The sequence below is a fragment of the Streptomyces sp. NPDC042100 genome (assembly GCF_055582325.1).
The window spans coordinates 78,578-91,310 of record NZ_JBVJDK010000011.1 but is presented as its reverse complement, the minus strand read 5'-3'; the positions used below and the strand labels follow the sequence as shown (position 1 = coordinate 91,310).

The 12,733-nt window shown below is 75.1% G+C and carries 13 protein-coding genes and 1 pseudogene; 2 read left to right on the top strand and 12 right to left on the bottom strand.

The annotated features are described in order from the left end of the window. Positions 1 to 3 precede the first annotated feature (3 nt). The 5 genes from ACZ6J5_RS24555 to ACZ6J5_RS24535 form a co-directional block, all read right to left on the bottom strand. Positions 4 to 1,557 (bottom strand): M28 family metallopeptidase, encoded by a 1,554-nt coding sequence (locus ACZ6J5_RS24555; protein WP_469394878.1) that lies wholly within the window; start codon positions 1,555 to 1,557, stop codon positions 4 to 6. A gap of 115 nt (positions 1,558 to 1,672) precedes the next feature. Beyond that, positions 1,673 to 2,377: an HhH-GPD-type base excision DNA repair protein gene (locus ACZ6J5_RS24550; protein WP_469394876.1), complete on the bottom strand. Its 705-nt coding sequence runs from the start codon at positions 2,375 to 2,377 to the stop codon at positions 1,673 to 1,675. Between the two features lie 41 nt (positions 2,378 to 2,418). Then, positions 2,419 to 3,366 carry a prolyl aminopeptidase gene (gene pip, locus ACZ6J5_RS24545; protein ID WP_469394874.1) on the bottom strand — a complete coding sequence of 316 codons (948 nt, stop codon included), beginning with the start codon at positions 3,364 to 3,366 and terminating at the stop codon, positions 2,419 to 2,421. Positions 3,367 to 3,407: 41 nt separating this feature from the next. Next, positions 3,408 to 3,983: an RBBP9/YdeN family alpha/beta hydrolase gene (locus ACZ6J5_RS24540; RefSeq protein WP_469394872.1), complete on the bottom strand. Its 576-nt coding sequence runs from the start codon at positions 3,981 to 3,983 to the stop codon at positions 3,408 to 3,410. A 62-nt stretch (positions 3,984 to 4,045) separates the two neighbouring features. Next, positions 4,046 to 4,693: a TetR/AcrR family transcriptional regulator gene (locus tag ACZ6J5_RS24535; protein WP_469394870.1), complete on the bottom strand. Its 648-nt coding sequence runs from the start codon at positions 4,691 to 4,693 to the stop codon at positions 4,046 to 4,048. A gap of 216 nt (positions 4,694 to 4,909) precedes the next feature. Here ACZ6J5_RS24535 and wrbA point away from each other — a divergent pair, with 216 nt between their 5' ends. After that, complete coding sequence (gene wrbA / locus ACZ6J5_RS24530) at positions 4,910 to 5,518, top strand: NAD(P)H:quinone oxidoreductase (protein ID WP_469394868.1); 609 nt, start codon at positions 4,910 to 4,912, stop codon at positions 5,516 to 5,518. A gap of 47 nt (positions 5,519 to 5,565) precedes the next feature. Here the strand turns inward: wrbA and ACZ6J5_RS24525 are convergent, their stop codons facing one another. The 6 genes from ACZ6J5_RS24525 to ACZ6J5_RS24500 form a co-directional block, all read right to left on the bottom strand. Continuing rightward, entirely contained in the window at positions 5,566 to 5,853 is a 288-nt protein-coding gene (locus ACZ6J5_RS24525; RefSeq protein WP_046911680.1) for a metal-sensitive transcriptional regulator, read from the bottom strand. Positions 5,854 to 5,979: 126 nt separating this feature from the next. Beyond that, positions 5,980 to 7,215 carry an RNA polymerase sigma factor gene (locus ACZ6J5_RS24520; RefSeq protein WP_469394867.1) on the bottom strand — a complete coding sequence of 412 codons (1,236 nt, stop codon included), beginning with the start codon at positions 7,213 to 7,215 and terminating at the stop codon, positions 5,980 to 5,982. Continuing rightward, the gene (locus ACZ6J5_RS24515) at positions 7,212 to 7,649 is read right to left on the bottom strand and encodes a YciI family protein (protein ID WP_469394865.1); all 438 of its coding nucleotides are present in this window, start codon (positions 7,647 to 7,649) and stop codon (positions 7,212 to 7,214) included. The genes ACZ6J5_RS24520 and ACZ6J5_RS24515 overlap by 4 nt, the downstream gene beginning before the upstream one ends. Positions 7,650 to 7,819: 170 nt before the next feature. Next, on the bottom strand, positions 7,820 to 9,034 hold the full coding sequence (locus ACZ6J5_RS24510) for a winged helix DNA-binding domain-containing protein (RefSeq protein WP_469394863.1): 1,215 nt from the start codon (positions 9,032 to 9,034) through the stop codon (positions 7,820 to 7,822). Positions 9,035 to 9,256: 222 nt separating this feature from the next. Beyond that, positions 9,257 to 10,156 (bottom strand): alpha/beta fold hydrolase, encoded by a 900-nt coding sequence (locus ACZ6J5_RS24505; RefSeq protein ID WP_469394861.1) that lies wholly within the window; start codon positions 10,154 to 10,156, stop codon positions 9,257 to 9,259. Next, positions 10,153 to 11,139, bottom strand: a complete 987-nt coding sequence (locus tag ACZ6J5_RS24500; protein ID WP_469394859.1) for an ArsR/SmtB family transcription factor — start codon at positions 11,137 to 11,139, stop codon at positions 10,153 to 10,155. The genes ACZ6J5_RS24505 and ACZ6J5_RS24500 overlap by 4 nt, the downstream gene beginning before the upstream one ends. An 87-nt stretch (positions 11,140 to 11,226) precedes the next feature. On the opposite strand from ACZ6J5_RS24500, the pseudogene ACZ6J5_RS24495 reads away from it, so the two are divergent. Next, a pseudogene (locus tag ACZ6J5_RS24495) lies at positions 11,227 to 12,324 on the top strand (MFS transporter); the annotation flags it as partial. A gap of 141 nt (positions 12,325 to 12,465) precedes the next feature. Here the strand turns inward: ACZ6J5_RS24495 and ACZ6J5_RS24490 are convergent. Then, positions 12,466 to 12,678 (bottom strand): DUF4287 domain-containing protein, encoded by a 213-nt coding sequence (locus ACZ6J5_RS24490; RefSeq protein WP_469395223.1) that lies wholly within the window; start codon positions 12,676 to 12,678, stop codon positions 12,466 to 12,468. Positions 12,679 to 12,733: the final 55 nt, after the last annotated feature.

Below are 12,733 nucleotides of genomic sequence, written 5' to 3'. Positions count from 1 at the left end.
GGCTTACGAGGTGACCTCGTCGTGGTCGGCGTGCAGACCGCCGCCGCTGCCGGCGTCGCCGGTGGTCGGGACGGAGACGACGGGGCGCTTCAGCGAGCTGATGTCGTGGGCGTAGGTGCCGACGGCGTTGGCGATGACGTCGATGTTGATGTCGAAGGCCGTCATGTTGATGTTCGACAGGTCGTCGCCCTTGGCGTGGTAGTTCACGTCGTAGGCCACGCCCGCCTGGCCGCCGAACTTCGCGGCCTGGCCTGCGGTCTTGATGCCCTCGGCACCGGTGAAGGTGCCGCCGGAGGCGATGCCCGCGTCGACGAACGGGCCGTAGTCGGAGCGCCCGGTGAAGTCGGTGCCCTCGTGCGCGATGCCGCGCCCGTCGAGGAAGTCGTTGATGTCGCGCTCCAGCTGGGCGGAGCCCTCGGGGCCGGCGCCCGCGCCCGTCGCGTCGGAGTCGTCGCCGTCGTAGACGAAGAGCCCGTAGTTCGGCGAGGCGATCATGTCGAAGTTCAGGTAGAGCTTGATCTCCTTCTTGCCGAGCTCGCTCAGGTTCGCGACGTAGTGCTCGGAGCCGAGCAGGCCGTTCTCCTCGGCGGACCACCAGGCGAAGCGGACCTTGTTGCGGACCTTGTCCTTCGACTTGGCGAGCTCCAGGGCGGTCTGGAGGAGACCGGCGGAGCCGGAGCCGTTGTCGTTGATGCCGGGGCCGGCGGTGACGGAGTCGAGGTGCGAGCCGAGCACCACGGTGTTGGCGGCGTTGCCGCCGACGGTCTCCGCGATGACGTTGTTGGTGGAACGCTTCTCCTGGAGCTGGCGGATCTCGAAGGAGAGCTTGACCGGGCCCTTGGCGAGCTCGGCGGCGAGCGCCTGGCCCTCGGCCTGGGAGAGGCCGCCGACCGGGGTGCCCGGGAGGCCGGGGGCGCCGAGGGTGCCGGAGAGGGCGCCGTCGGTGTTGTTGTAGATGATGGCGCCGACGGCGCCGGCCGCGCCCGCGTTCTGCTGCTTGACGGCGAAGGTGCAGCCGCCGCGCTTGATGAGCGCGATCTTGCCGGTGAAGGCGCCGGCGGCGAAGTCGCCCGGCTCGCAGCCGGTGGTGCCGTCCGCGTCGACCGGGACGGCGGCGAGCTCGGCCTGCACGCCGCCGACCGGGGTCGACTTGGTGTAGGTCATCGCCTTGATGTCGAGGTCACGGGCGGTGGGGGAGAGGACCTTGGCCTTCTCGGCGAGGGTCTCCGTGTACTGGAACTCGAACTTCTGGTAGGTGACGGCGTAGCCGGCCTTCTTGAGCTGCGTGTACACGTACGCGGCGGAGGCGTCGTGGCCGAGGCTGCCGGCCGCGCGGTGGCCGCCGGCCGAGTCGGCTATCGCCTGGAACTTCTGGAGGTGCTTGTAGGCGTCCTTCGCGGACGTCTCGCGGACCAGCTTCTTCGCCAGCTTGGCGGCGTCGCGGGCGGCCGAGGCCCCGGGGTCGGGGGTTGCGGTTGCGGGGGCGGCGATCACCAGCGGGGTGGCGAGTGCGGCGGCGGCCAGAACGGCAGCGGCTCTGCGCTGGGTTGCGTTCACAGAAGTCCTTCCCGATTCGTACGAGGTGGAAGGGAAGTTAGCCAGGTGTGGTGGATTCTGTGAACAGATCTGGCGCAATTCATGTCAGGTTGAACAGGATTGACATCTGGAGTTATCAATTCCCGTCCCTTTCGCGGGGGTTCGCGACGCGACGTGTCCGCTTACCGGACGGCGCCGTCCCGGCAGGCGGAGCGCCGGTGGCCGACTTGGACGCCTTGGACGGCCCGGAGGCCGTGGACGCCTTGGCGGCCTTGGCGGCGGCCTTCATCTCCTGCTTGTGGGCCCGCACCTTCGCCAGCGACTCCGGCCCGGTGATGTCGGCGGCCGAGCGGTAGCAGTCCGCCTCGCCGTACGGGCCCGCCGCCTCCCGCCAGCCCTCGGGCCGCACCCCGTACCGCTTGCCGAGCAGCGCCAGGAAGATCCGGGCCTTCTGCTCGCCGAAGCCGGGCAGCGCCTCCAGCCGCGCGAGCAGCTCCGCCCCGGTCGCCGCGTCCCGCCAGACGGCCTCGGCGTCGCCCCCGTACGTGTCGACGAGGAAGCGGCACAGCTGCTGGATCCGCTGGGCCATCGAGCCCGGGTAGCGGTGCACGGCGGGCTTCGTGGAGAGCAGCGCGGCGAACGCCTCCGGGTCCTGGGCGGCGATCTCGTGCGCGTCCAGGTCGTCGCGGCCCATCCGGGTCGCGATCGTGTACGGGCCGGAGAACGCCCACTCCATCGGCACCTGCTGGTCGAGCAGCATCCCGACCAGCGCGGCGAGCGGGGAGCGGCCGAGCAGCGCGTCGGCCTCGGGCTGCTGGGCGAGGTGGATCTCGGGGCTCATGACCGGATCATCGCGCCCGCCCGCCCCGCCCGCGCGGTGGTTCACCCCTTTGCGAAGCGTTCGAGCGCCGCGGCGATGTGGTCGCGGGTCTCGGTGCCGCCCAGGTGCCCGGACCCCTCCACCACCCGCAGCTCCGCGTCCGGCCAGGCGCGGGCCAGCTCCCAGGCGGTGGTGAGCGGCCCGGCCAGGTCGAGCCGGCCGTGCACCAGGACGCCGGGGACGCCGGCCAGCCGGTGCGCCTCCCGGATCAGGACGCCCTCCTCCAGGAAGGCGCCGTGCGCGAAGTAGTGCGCGCAGATCCGTACGAAGGCGAGCCGGGCCGAGTCGACCCGGTCGGTGTACGGGGTGCCCTGGCCCTCCGCCGACAGGACGGCGTCCTCCCAGGCGCACCAGTCGGCCGCCGCCCGCTCCCGCACGGCGGGGTCCGGGTCCTCCATCAGCGCCGCGTACGCCGCCACCGGGTCCGCCGCCCCGCCCGGCCCGGCGCCCGCCAGGAAGCGCTCGTGGGCCTCGGGGAAGAAGCGGCCGACGCCCCCGTACAGCCAGCCGGTCTCGGAGCGGCGGGTGGTGGTGACGGCGGCGAGGACGATCTCGGTGACCCGCTCCGGGTGGGCCTCGGCGTAGGCCAGGATCAGGGTGGAGCCCCAGGAGCCGCCGTAGAGCAGCCAGCGCTCGACGCCGAGGTGGATGCGGAGCCGCTCCATGTCGGCGACCAGGTGGGCGGTGGTGTTCACGGACAGGTCGGCGGCCGGGTCGCTCGCGTGCGGGGTGGAGCGTCCGCAGCCGCGCTGGTCGAACTGGACGATCCGGTAGCGCTCGGGGTCGAAGACCCGGCGGGCCCCGGGCGAGGACCCGGAGCCCGGACCGCCGTGCACGACGAGCGCGGGCTTGCCCTCGGGGTTCCCGGCGGCGGACCAGTGGACGCGGTTGCCGTCGCCGACGTCGAGCAGGCCCTCGGCGTACGGGGCGATGTCAGGGTGGGGGCGCATCCGCCCGACGATAGGGCCGGGCGGGACCGCGCGGACAGCCCTTATCGTCGGGCGCCCACCCGCGTGGCCGGGTTCTCGCACCACTCCAGGACCGAGGGCCAGGCCCCGTACCCCGAGTCGGGGGTGAGGTGGGCGCCGCCCGGCACCTCGTCCGTGTCGAGCCCGAGCGGGCCGGCGTAGGCGAGGGCGGCGCCCTCGGGGCAGTACGGGTCGCCGGTGGCCCAGACGAGCCGGGCGGGCGCCTTCAGGGGTACGGAGGCGAGGTCGAGCCCGTCGGCGAAGCCGGCGATCGCGGGGACGGAGGCGGTGACGGCGGGGGAGGGCGGCGCGACGAGCAGCACCCGGTCCGCGTCCGGCGCCCGCCCGGCCGCCGCGGCGCGCAGCCACAGGAGGACGCCCAGGCTGTGCGCGACGACCACGAACTCGCCGTCGGCGGGCCGTCGTCCGTGCTCCTCCAGGGTGTCCAGCCAGTCGGCGAGCACGGGCGCGTCGGGCTCGGGGAGCTGCGGGTAGCGCACCTCGTGGCCGCGCTCGCGCAGGGCGCCGGCGAGCCAGTGGTGCCAGTGGCCGGGCGGGCGGTGGTTCTCGTAGCCGTGCAGGAGCAGATACGTGGTCATGGCGACGATCGTGCGCGCGGGACGGCCCGCCGGTCCACCGCCGTCCGGGCGGCGGACGGGGCTCAGTGCCCCGCGTCGCTCCGCAGCCGGATCAACTCCCGCATCCCGGACTTGAGTTCGGCGGCAGGGATGCCCCGGCCCACCGACAGGTGATGGATCAGGCTCGGCGAGAAGGGCGCGAGGAGCAGGTGCGCGAGGAGCGGGGCGTCGGCGCCGGGGCGGGCCTCGCCGAGCAGCAGGGTCAGATGCAGGTGCATCGCGAGGTAGGCGCCGTTGCCGTAGCGGGCCACGGGCCCGGCGGTCTGCGCGGCCAGCAGGATCTCGCGCTGCTCGACCGAGCGGTCGACGAAGGCGTCGAGGAAGGCGTCGAGCCGCTCGCCGGCGGGGGCGCCGGGGCCGAGCGGGGGCGGACCGCTCAGATACGCCTCCTGGAACTGCCGCTCGCGGTCGTCGAGCAGCGCCAGGAGGAGCTGGGCGACGTCGCCGAAGCGGCGGTAGACGGTCCCGACGCCGATGCCGCTGGCGTGCGCGACCTGGTTCATGGTGACGGCCTCGGGGCCCTGCTCGGCGACGATCCGGGCGGCGGCGTCGAGGATCTTGCGCCGGTTGCGGGCGGCGTCGGCGCGCTCGGGCGGCGGGCCTCCCGCGATCGGCAGCAGGGTGAGCAGCGGCGCCGGCCCGTCCCCGGCCTGCGGGTCCTTCGTGCTCATCCGCGACTGCCTCCCTTGGGGCGCATCTCCCCCCTCGGTCCGTTCCAGGCCATGAGCATAACGCCCCTCTTGCGAATCGGATAGCTGTCCGCTTAGCCTCGGGGCGTCGAAACGGAAAGCAATCCGCTTACTGCGCGCGGTGTGCTGCTCGTCGCCTGCCGCGTGCCGCGCGGTGCTCGCCGCCTACCGCGTGTCTCGATCCGAGGGAGCCCCGCCATGTCCGTCAAGGTCGCCGTCATCTACTACTCGTCCACCGGAAACGTGCACCAGCTCGCCCAGGCGGTCGCCGAGGGCGCGGAGAAGGCGGGCGCCGAGGTCCGGCTGCGCCGGGTCCCCGAGCTGGCCCCCGACACGGCCATCGACGCGAACCCGGCCTGGCGCGCCCACGTCGAGGCGACCGCCGGCGTGGAGGTGGCGACGCTGGCGGACCTGGAGTGGGCGGACGCGTACGCGCTCGGCTCGCCGACCCGCTTCGGCAACGTGGCGGCCCAGCTCAAGCAGTACATCGACACGGCGGGCGGCCTCTGGCAGCAGGGGATCCTGGCCGACAAGCCGGCCACCGCCTTCACCAGCGCGTACAACACGCACGGCGGCAACGAGTCCACGCTGCTCGCGCTCTACAACACCTTCCACCACTGGGGCTCGGTCATCGTCTCCCCCGGCTTCACGGACCCGTCCGTGTACGCGGCGGGCGGCAACCCCTACGGCACCTCGCACGCGGGCAGCAACGGCGCCCCGGAGGAGAAGGTCCTGGCGGCGGCCCGCCACCAGGGCGAGCGCCTGACGGGGATCGCCAAGCGCCTGAAGGGCCTCGCGGACGCGTAGGCGGCGGGTGGCGGCCGGGAGACCTCCGGCCTCCCGGGGCCCGGGACTCAGGCCAGGGAGAGGAAGAGCTTCTCCAGGCGGGCGCGCATCTGGTCCCGGTCCTCGTCGGTCTTGCGCCCGTCCTCGATGTCGGTCAGGCACTGCTGGAGCCCGGTCGCGATGATCGCGAACCCGGCCCGGTCCAGCGCCCGGGAGGCGGCGGCGAGCTGGGTCACGACCTCCTCGCAGTCGCGCCCCTCCTCGATCATCCGGATCACCCCGGAGATCTGGCCCTGGGCCCGGCGCAGCCGGTTCAGCACGGCCTTGAGCTCGGCGCCCGCGAGATCGAGTTCCACAACCACTCCTCCATGGATCCCCCAGCGGATATCTCAGGGGGGATATCCCAGGGGGTACGTTTCTCCCCGCCTCGGGGCCCTGTCGAAGACCAAGGATGGCATCCGCCGATTTATTGCCTCGGACGCTCACGGATCGAGACGGTCCGCGCGGCCCAGCAGGTAGCGGCGTTCCGGCAGGCTGAGGGTCTGCCCGGCCGCCGCGCGGTAGGACGCGGCGGCGGCCCGGCGGGCGCCGGTGCGTTCCAGGAGGTGGGCGCGGACGGCGGGGAGCCGGTGGGAGCCGGCCAGCCGGGGCTCCAGGGCGGCCAGGGCGGCCAGCCCCGCCTCCGGGCCCTCGGCCATCGCGAGGGCGACCACCCGGCCGAGCTCCGCCATCGGATCGGGCGTCCTGGTCACCAGGACCTCGTACAGGGCCAGGATCTGCGGCCAGTCGGTGGCCTCCGGGGTGTCCGCCTCGTCGTGGAGGGCGGCGATCGCGGCCTGGAGCTGGTACGGGCCGGGCGGGCCCTCGGCCAGGGCCTCCGCGACCAGGGCGGTGCCCTCCGCGATCGCCGCCCGGTCCCAGCGGCCGCGGTCCTGCTCGTCCAGCGGGACCAGCCCGCCGTCCGGGCCGGTGCGCGCCGCGCCGCGCGCCTCGGTCAGCAGCATCAGCGCCAGCAGCCCCGTCACCGCGCCCTCCCGGGGCAGCAGCGCGCGGACCGCCCGGGTCAGCCGGATCGCCTCCCGGGCCAGGTCGGCGCGGTGCAGGGCGGGGCCCGAGGAGGCGGTGTAGCCCTCGTTGAAGATCAGGTACAGCACCTGGAGCACCGAGGCCAGGCGGGCGTCCCGGTCGTGCGGGGCGGGCGGCCGGAAGGGCCGGTCGGCCCCCTTCGCCCGCAGCCGCGCCTTCGCCCGGCTGATCCGCTGCGCGATCGTCGCCTCCGGCACGAGGTGGGCGCGGGCGATCTCCGCCGTGGTCAGCCCGCCGACCGCCCGCAGGGTCAGCGCGATCCGGGCGGCCGGGGCGAGCACCGGATCGCAGCACAGGAACAGCAGCGTGAGGGTGTCGTCGTCGGCGGGCGCCGCGCGCGGCTCCCGCGGCTCCAGCCGCCAGGCCGTCGCCTCCCGGCGCGCCCGCGCCTCCTCCGCCCGCAGCGCGTCCGTGAGGCGCCGGGCCGCCACCCGGATCAGCCAGCCGCGCGGATTGCCCGGCACCCCCTCCGCCGGCCACTGGCGGGCGGCGGCCAGCAGCGCCTCCTGCACGGCGTCCTCGGCGGCGGCGAAGTGCCCGTACCGGCGCACGAGCGCGCCGAGGACCTGCGGCGCGTGCAGGCGCAGCAGGTCCTCGACCACCCGGCCGCCGCCGTCCGGCGCCGGGGTCAAGCCGTACCCGCGTCGGCGCCGCGGACCTCGGCGCCGCCCTCGTCGATCTGCCGGATCACCACCGGGAAGACCGGCGCCCCGGCCGGGGCGGGACACCGCGTCACCCGGGCCGCGATCTCCGTCACCCGCTCCAGGCTCGCGCAGTCCAGCACCCAGTACCCGGCGAGCACCTCCTTCGTCTCCCCGTACGGGCCGTCGGTGACGACCGGCCGCCCCTCGGCGTCCGAGGTCACGAAGCGGGTCCTGGCCGGCTCGACCAGCCCCTGCGCGTCCACGAGCTCGCCGGACTCGGCCAGGTCGTCGCTGACGGAGGTCATGTACGCGAACATCGCCCGCAGGTCCTGCTCGCTCCACGCCGGGCTGTGCGCGGACGGCCTCCCCTTCATGGCGTCGTAGTCGGCCTGCGCGCCCTGCACCATCACCAGGTACTTCATGGCGTCCTCCTCGTGCTCGTGCTCGCCTCGTCCTGAGGCTCCCGGCCCCGGAGGGCCCTTCCACAGGAGACGTCGGAGCCGGGCCGGGATTCTCGACACCTCGCCGGAGCTCACCTGTACGGGCGCCCCGGCCCGCACCCCCGGTACCCCCGTACGGGGGCGGGGCCCGGTCAGCCCCCGTCTCCGCCGCCCGCCAGCTCCCGCTCCAGCGGGGTGCGGAACCGGGGCGTGATCCGGACCTCGCCCACCCACTCCGCGAGCCGCTCCGCCTCCGCCCCGATCGCGCGGACCGCCTCGGCGCCCACGTCGGCGAGCAGCCGGTGCGCCACCGTCCCGTCCGGGCGCTGCGCCCAGCCGCCGACGATCCGGCCGTCCCACCAGACGGTCGGCCCGATGTTGCCGCTGCGGTCGAAGAGGGCGGGGCGGTGCGCCGGGTCCAGATACCAGTCGCGGGACCGCCAGCCCATCGGCGTCGGGTCGAGCGCGGGCAGCAGCGCCGCCCAGGGACCGGCGGCCCCGTCCCGTACGGGACCGGGGTCGTCGGGCGGCAGCAGTCCGGCGGTCCCGTCGTCGAGGGCCACCGGCTCCGCGCCGACCGAGGCGAGCGCGTCGCGCACGTCGGTTACCTTCCACCCCGTCCACCACTTCAGGTCCTCCTCCGTCGCCGGCCCGTACGCCGCCAGCCAGCGCCGCACCAGCGCGGCACGGGCCTCGGCGGCCGGGACCTCGGCGTGCGGCGGGGCCGGCGCCCAGCGGAAGCGGCTCGACGTCCAGGACCCCTGCGGGCGGCCCCGCACGATCCGGCCCTCCATGCCCAGGACCCGCAGCACCCGCGAGGACACCGGCTGCGGCCCCTCCTGCGCGGTGCCGACGCCGTACACGTACGGTGCCCGCAACCTCGGTACGGCGGCGCCGAGTTCGGCGCCCGTCGCCTCGCCCCGCCGCGCCAGCTCCGCCAGCACCAGCCGCTCCGTGCCGGCCAGCCAGGCCGCGTCGAAGTCGCTGCCCGCCGCCAACTGCTTGACCAGCGCGGCCCGTTCGCGGACCGCGGCCGCCTCGGAGGTGGAGGAGTGGACGGCCGGTGCGAGCGCGGACGGCACCACGAAGACGGTGTGCCGCATCCCGTGCATCCGGGTCAGCGTCCGCTCCTCGTACAGCGCCCGCTCCACCTCGGCCACCGGGTCCCGGCCGTCCGCGAGCCGCGCGCCCGCCGCCAGGAAGACGGTCGCCGGGTCCGTCGCGTGCAGCGCCACCAGCGCGTCCGCGACCTCCTCGGCCGTCGCCGCCCGCGCCGCCCCGGCCAGCCGGTGCCGCAGCGCGAGCCGCGCCCTGCGCTCCCCGGCCCCGACGGGCCTGCCCCGCCGCGCCGCCCCGCTTCCGCTCATGACACCAGCATGACCCGGCCCCTGCCGGAGGGCAGCCGGGTAGTCGGTCAGTCGGGAAGCTGGGAAGCCGGGAAGCCGGGAAGCCGGGAAGCCGGGAACCCGGGCAGTCCGGCAGTCGGGAACCCGGTCACCGGGGCAGTCCGGCAGTCGGGAACCCGGTCACCCGGGAGCCCGGTCACCCTGGAGCCCGGGAACCCGGTCACGGCTCCCCTCTCCGCCCCGTCACCCGAGCTCGGCGAGGAACCCGGCGACGAGCCCGTGCAGCACCTCGGGCCGCTCCAGGTGCAGGTCGTGGCCGGTGCCGGGGATGGAGGCGGCACGGAGCCCGGGGCCGGGGCCAGCGCCAGGGCTGGGGCCGGGGCCAGGGCAGGGCAGCCGGGCGGCCATCGCGGCGTAGTCGGCGGGCGGGATGATCCCGTGCTGCCCGAGGACGACGAGGAGGGGGACACGGACGGCCTCCCACTCCGGCCACCAGTCGCGCCCGACGTTCTCGGCGAGCGAGGCGACCATGACCTCGGGGTCGAACCGGGGCCACCAGCCGCCGTCCCGCTCCTCCAGCCCACCGGCCCAGCCCTCGCCCACGGGCCCGCCGCCGAGATGGGCGGCGGCCGCCGCGAGGGAGGGGAAGGGCACGGGCCAGGCCCTGAGCCAGTCCCCGATCCCGTCGACGGCCTCCGGCCCGGTCCCGAGGGGGCCGGCCTCGACGAGGACGGCCCCGGCGAGCCGGGAGGGGTGCGCGGCGGCGGTGAGGAGGGCGGCGTGCCCGCCGTAGGACTGCCCGATGAGGACGGGCGCGGGCCCGAGCCGGAGGACGGGATCGTCGAGTACGGCGAGGACATCGGCGACGTACGCGGCGCGGGAGGTGTCGGCGGGTCGCCGTTCGCTGGCACCGTGGCCGCGCTGGTCGAGGGCGACGACACGGTGCCCGTCGGCCCGCAGCAGCCGGGCGAGCGCGTCCCATTCGCCGGACTGCCCGGCGAGCCCGTGCAACAGGAGGAGCGGACGCCCCCCGGCCCGGCCCCAGTCGCGACAGGAGAGCCGGACGCCGTCCTCCCGTACGAGCAGGTGCTCGCGCCACTCGGACGGGGTCCCGGCGTCGGAGCGGGACTCGGGATGACTCATACGGCTCCCTCGGCGGGGCAGAGCAGGCTGTCGGCGACGGCGGTGCGGGCGTAGAGGACGGAACGGCCGCTGCGGTGGGCGGTGACCAGTCCGGCGTTCTTGAGGGCGATGAGGTGCTGGGACACCCCGGCGGCGGAGAGCCCGGAGGTGGCGGCGAGCTGGGTGGTGGAGGCAGGGGTGTCGAGTTCGGTGAGCAGGAGCGTACGGGAGCGCCCGAGGACGGCGGCGACGGCGTCGGCGGTGCGGCCGGGCGCCCGGGGCTCCCAGAGGTTGCCGATGCCCCGGGCCGGATAGGCGAGTTGGGGCGGGTCGGGGGCGACGGAACGGGTGAGCACCCGGGGCCAGCAGAAGGCGGAGGGGATGAGGAGGAGCCCGGAGCCGGCCTGGTCGCGGGTGAGCGCGCAGGCCCGCCGGACGAGCCGGAGGGTGCCGTCGTCCCACCGCACGGTCTCGTGGAGTTCGCCGAGCACGCGCGCGGAGCCGTGCTCGGCGACCTGGCGGGCGCGGTGGAAGACGTCGGCTTCGAGGAGGCCACGGATCCGGGCCCAGTAGGGGGCGAGGGCGAGCTCCCAGTAGACGGAGATCTCGTCGACGAGCCGGTCGAGTTCGAGACCGCCGCCGTTACCGCCGTCACCGCCGCTGCCGTCGCCGAGTCCGAGAACGCGGAGGTCGTGGGCGACCTGGCCGTCCGGGGTGCGCCGGATGGTGTCGAGTTCGGCGTCGAGGGTGGGGAAGGGGCCGGTGGGGGTGGGGGTGAGGAAGTCGGCGAGGTAGCCGTGGGCGGGCACGAGCGCGGCGAGCCGCCCGCGGTCGAGCCCGGCGCGGACGATCCGGGGCCGCACCTGGGCGGCCCAACGGCGGTGGGGCGGCGGGTCGGAGGGGTCGCGGAGGAGCCGGAAGCTGGTGACGACCTCCCACATGGGGGAGACGGCGAAGCGGGTCTGGGCGAGGTCGGCGGCGGAGAAACTGAGCCCGGAGTCCATGGGCACCCCTGCGTGTGTGAGGTCGTCGGATTCGGTCTGAACTTAATCATTGGAGGAGGGAGGAGGCCGGACGGCACCCTCCCGTCCATGACCCGGCGAATCGACGACAAGACCCCCCACACCGAGACCAGTTCCCCCGAACCCCCCACCCGCGCCGCACCTCTCTCCCCGTTCAAGGGCCTGCCGCCGGTGGTGTGGACGCTCTTCGGCGGCACGGTGGTGAACCGCCTCGGCTACATGGTCACGCCGTTCCTGGTCTTCTTCCTGGCCTCGCGCGGGGTGACGGGGACGGAGACGTCGTACGTACTGGCGGCGCTGGGCGCGGGGAACCTGCTGGGCCCGGCGGTCGGCGGCGTCCTCGCGGACCGCGTCGGCCGCCGCCCCACGATGCTGATGGGGCTGCTGGGCTCGGCATTCGCGCAGGGCGCGCTGTTCCTGGCGCCGGGGGTGTGGACGATGGCGGCGGCGGCGCTGCTGATCAGCGCGACGGGCATGATCGTGTCGCCGGCGGCGTACGCGCTGATGGCGGACGCCGTCGACGCGGAGCGCAGACAGCGGGCGTACGCGCTGTTCGGCTGGGGCGTGAACATCGGGGCGGCCGTGGCGGGTGTGCTGGGCGGGGCGCTCGCGACGCAGGGGTACTGGCTGCTGTTCGCGGTGGACGCCGGGACGATGCTGGTCTACGCGGCGGTGGTCGCCACCCGCCTGAGCGAGCCGCCGAGGGGCCCGCGCCCGGAGAAGGACGGCCTGGGTTACGGGGTGGTGCTGCGGGACCGCCTGACGCTGCTGCTCCTGCCGCTGTTCGGCGTCCAGCTCTTCGTCTACTCCCTGACCGAGGTCGCCCTGCCGCTGGCCATCCACGACCACGGCCTCTCACCGGCGGTGTACGGGACGATGGCGGCGGTCAACGCGGTGCTGGTGGTCGCGCTCCAGCCGTTCGCGACGGCCCGGCTGGCCCGGCTGCCGCAGCTGCGGGTGCAGGCGGCGGGCAGCGCGCTGATCGCGCTGGGCGTGGCCCTGACGGGGCTGGCGGACGGGGTCGCGGGCTTCGCGGTCTCGGTGGTGGTCTGGTCGCTGGGCGAGGTCGTGGTGGCGGGCATCGCGGCGACGGTCGTCGCGAACCTGGCCCCGGAACACGCCCGGGGCCGCTACCAGGGAGCCTTCAGCTGGACCTGGGGCCTGGCCCGCTTCGGCGGCCTGACGCTGGGCGTGACCGTGTACACGGGCCTGGGCGCCCCGGCCCTGTGGTGGTCCGCCCTGACGGCGGGCCTGGCCTCGTCGGCGGCGACCCTGGCCCTGACCACCCGGGTCACCCGCCGCACGGGACTACTCACCCCGGGCGAGGACGTACGCGACGAGGGCGTTGGCGTGCCCGTGCCCGAGCCCGTGCTCGTCCTTGAGCCAGCGCACGAGCTCCATGTGCTTGGCGAAGGGCGCCCCTTCGATGACGCCGAACCACTCGGAGACGGGACGCCCGTACTTCTTCTCGATGGCGGGGAAGTAGCTGGCGGGACCCTTGACGGCGGGGCTGGCGGACATGGGACGACCTCGTCTCTCCTGGGGGCGACGCGCTGACGCGAACCGCTGTACGAAG